Origin of the sequence: Rahnella sp. CFA14(1/10), from assembly GCF_004195095.1 — a bacterium.
GTDB classification, from domain to species: Bacteria; Pseudomonadota; Gammaproteobacteria; order Enterobacterales; family Enterobacteriaceae; genus Rahnella; species Rahnella perminowiae.
On the sequence record NZ_SEWS01000023.1, the window covers coordinates 1 to 2,995 of the forward strand.

Here is a 2,995-nt window from a genome sequence, read left to right on the forward strand (position 1 = left end):
TGGATTAGTCTGTAACAGAGTCTCTCAAATAATCGCAATGCGACGGTGGAAACACCTTCGGGTTGTGAGGTTAAGCGACTAAGCGTACACGGTGGATGCCTAGGCAGTCAGAGGCGATGAAGGGCGTGCTAATCTGCGAAAAGCGTCGGTAAGGTGATATGAACCGTTATACCCGACGATACCCGAATGGGGAAACCCAGTGTGCTCCGGCACATTATCGTTAGATGAATACATAGTCTAACGAGGCGAACCGGGGGAACTGAAACATCTAAGTACCCCGAGGAAAAGAAATCAACCGAGATTCCCCCAGTAGCGGCGAGCGAACGGGGAAGAGCCCAGAACCTGAATCAGTTTGTGTGTTAGTGGAAGCGTCTGGAAAGTCGCACGGTACAGGGTGATAGTCCCGTACACAAAAATGCACAGATTGTGAGTTCGATGAGTAGGGCGGGACACGTGACATCCTGTCTGAATATGGGGGGACCATCCTCCAAGGCTAAATACTCCTGACTGACCGATAGTGAACCAGTACCGTGAGGGAAAGGCGAAAAGAACCCCGGCGAGGGGAGTGAAATAGAACCTGAAACCGTGTACGTACAAGCAGTGGGAGCCTACTCGTTAGGTGACTGCGTACCTTTTGTATAATGGGTCAGCGACTTATATTTTGTAGCAAGGTTAACCGAATAGGGGAGCCGTAGGGAAACCGAGTCTTAACTGGGCGTCAAGTTGCAAGGTATAGACCCGAAACCCGGTGATCTAGCCATGGGCAGGTTGAAGGTTGGGTAACACTAACTGGAGGACCGAACCGACTAATGTTGAAAAATTAGCGGATGACTTGTGGCTGGGGGTGAAAGGCCAATCAAACCGGGAGATAGCTGGTTCTCCCCGAAAGCTATTTAGGTAGCGCCTCGTGAACTCATCTTCGGGGGTAGAGCACTGTTTCGACTAGGGGGCCATCCCGGCTTACCAACTCGATGCAAACTACGAATACCGAAGAATGTTATCACGGGAGACACACGGCGGGTGCTAACGTCCGTCGTGAAGAGGGAAACAACCCAGACCGCCAGCTAAGGTCCCAAAGTCATGGTTAAGTGGGAAACGATGTGGGAAGGCATAGACAGCCAGGATGTTGGCTTAGAAGCAGCCATCATTTAAAGAAAGCGTAATAGCTCACTGGTCGAGTCGGCCTGCGCGGAAGATGTAACGGGGCTAAACCATGCACCGAAGCTGCGGCAGCGACGCTTAGGCGTTGTTGGGTAGGGGAGCGTTCTGTAAGCCGTCGAAGGTGAACTGTGAGGTTTGCTGGAGGTATCAGAAGTGCGAATGCTGACATAAGTAACGATAATGCGGGTGAAAAACCCGCACGCCGGAAGACCAAGGGTTCCTGTCCAACGTTAATCGGGGCAGGGTGAGTCGACCCCTAAGGCGAGGCTGAAAAGCGTAGTCGATGGGAAGCTGGTTAATATTCCAGCACTTGGTGTTACTGCGAAGGGGGGACGGAGAAGGCTAGGCTGGCCGGGCGACGGTTGTCCCGGTTCAAGCGTGTAGGGGGTGTGACCTGGTAAATCCGGTTGCATACTAACCCTGAGGCGTGATAACGAGCCACTACGGTGGTGAAGTAGCTGATGCCATGCTTCCAGGAAAAGCCTCTAAGCTCCAGGTAACACGAAATCGTACCCCAAACCGACACAGGTGGTCAGGTAGAGAATACTCAGGCGCTTGAGAGAACTCGGGTGAAGGAACTAGGCAAAATGGTGCCGTAACTTCGGGAGAAGGCACGCTGGCGCGTAGGTGAAGGGACTTGCTCCCGGAGCTGAAGCCAGTCGAAGATACCAGCTGGCTGCAACTGTTTAATAAAAACACAGCACTGTGCAAACACGAAAGTGGACGTATACGGTGTGACGCCTGCCCGGTGCCGGAAGGTTAATTGATGGGGTCAGCCGCAAGGCGAAGCTCTTGATCGAAGCCCCGGTAAACGGCGGCCGTAACTATAACGGTCCTAAGGTAGCGAAATTCCTTGTCGGGTAAGTTCCGACCTGCACGAATGGCGTAATGATGGCCAGGCTGTCTCCACCCGAGACTCAGTGAAATTGAACTCGCTGTGAAGATGCAGTGTACCCGCGGCAAGACGGAAAGACCCCGTGAACCTTTACTATAGCTTGACACTGAACATTGAGCCTTGATGTGTAGGATAGGTGGGAGGCTTTGAAGCGTGGACGCCAGTCTGCGTGGAGCCAACCTTGAAATACCACCCTTTAATGTTTGATGTTCTAACTCGGCCCCCTAATCGGGGGTGAGGACAGTGTCTGGTGGGTAGTTTGACTGGGGCGGTCTCCTCCTAAAGAGTAACGGAGGAGCACGAAGGTTAGCTAATCACGGTCGGACATCGTGAGGTTAGTGCAATGGCATAAGCTAGCTTGACTGCGAGAGTGACGGCTCGAGCAGGTACGAAAGTAGGTCATAGTGATCCGGTGGTTCTGAATGGAAGGGCCATCGCTCAACGGATAAAAGGTACTCCGGGGATAACAGGCTGATACCGCCCAAGAGTTCATATCGACGGCGGTGTTTGGCACCTCGATGTCGGCTCATCACATCCTGGGGCTGAAGTAGGTCCCAAGGGTATGGCTGTTCGCCATTTAAAGTGGTACGCGAGCTGGGTTTAGAACGTCGTGAGACAGTTCGGTCCCTATCTGCCGTGGGCGTTGGAAGATTGAGAGGGGCTGCTCCTAGTACGAGAGGACCGGAGTGGACGCATCACTGGTGTTCGGGTTGTCATGCCAATGGCATTGCCCGGTAGCTAAATGCGGAAAAGATAAGCGCTGAAAGCATCTAAGCGCGAAACTTGCCTCGAGATGAGTCTTCCCTGTGGCTTTAAGCCACCTGAAGGGACGTTTAAGACTAAGACGTTGATAGGCTGGGTGTGTAAGTGCAGCGATGCATTGAGCTAACCAGTACTAATGACCCGAGAGGCTTAACCTTACAACACCAAAGGTGTTTT

General features: G+C 52.7%; 1 rRNA gene. It reads left to right on the top strand.

Features of this window, described 5'->3' with window-relative positions:
- Positions 1-68: 68 nt before the first annotated feature.
- Positions 69-2,976: ribosomal RNA gene (locus EVX52_RS25040) — 23S ribosomal RNA — on the top strand.
- Positions 2,977-2,995: the final 19 nt, after the last annotated feature.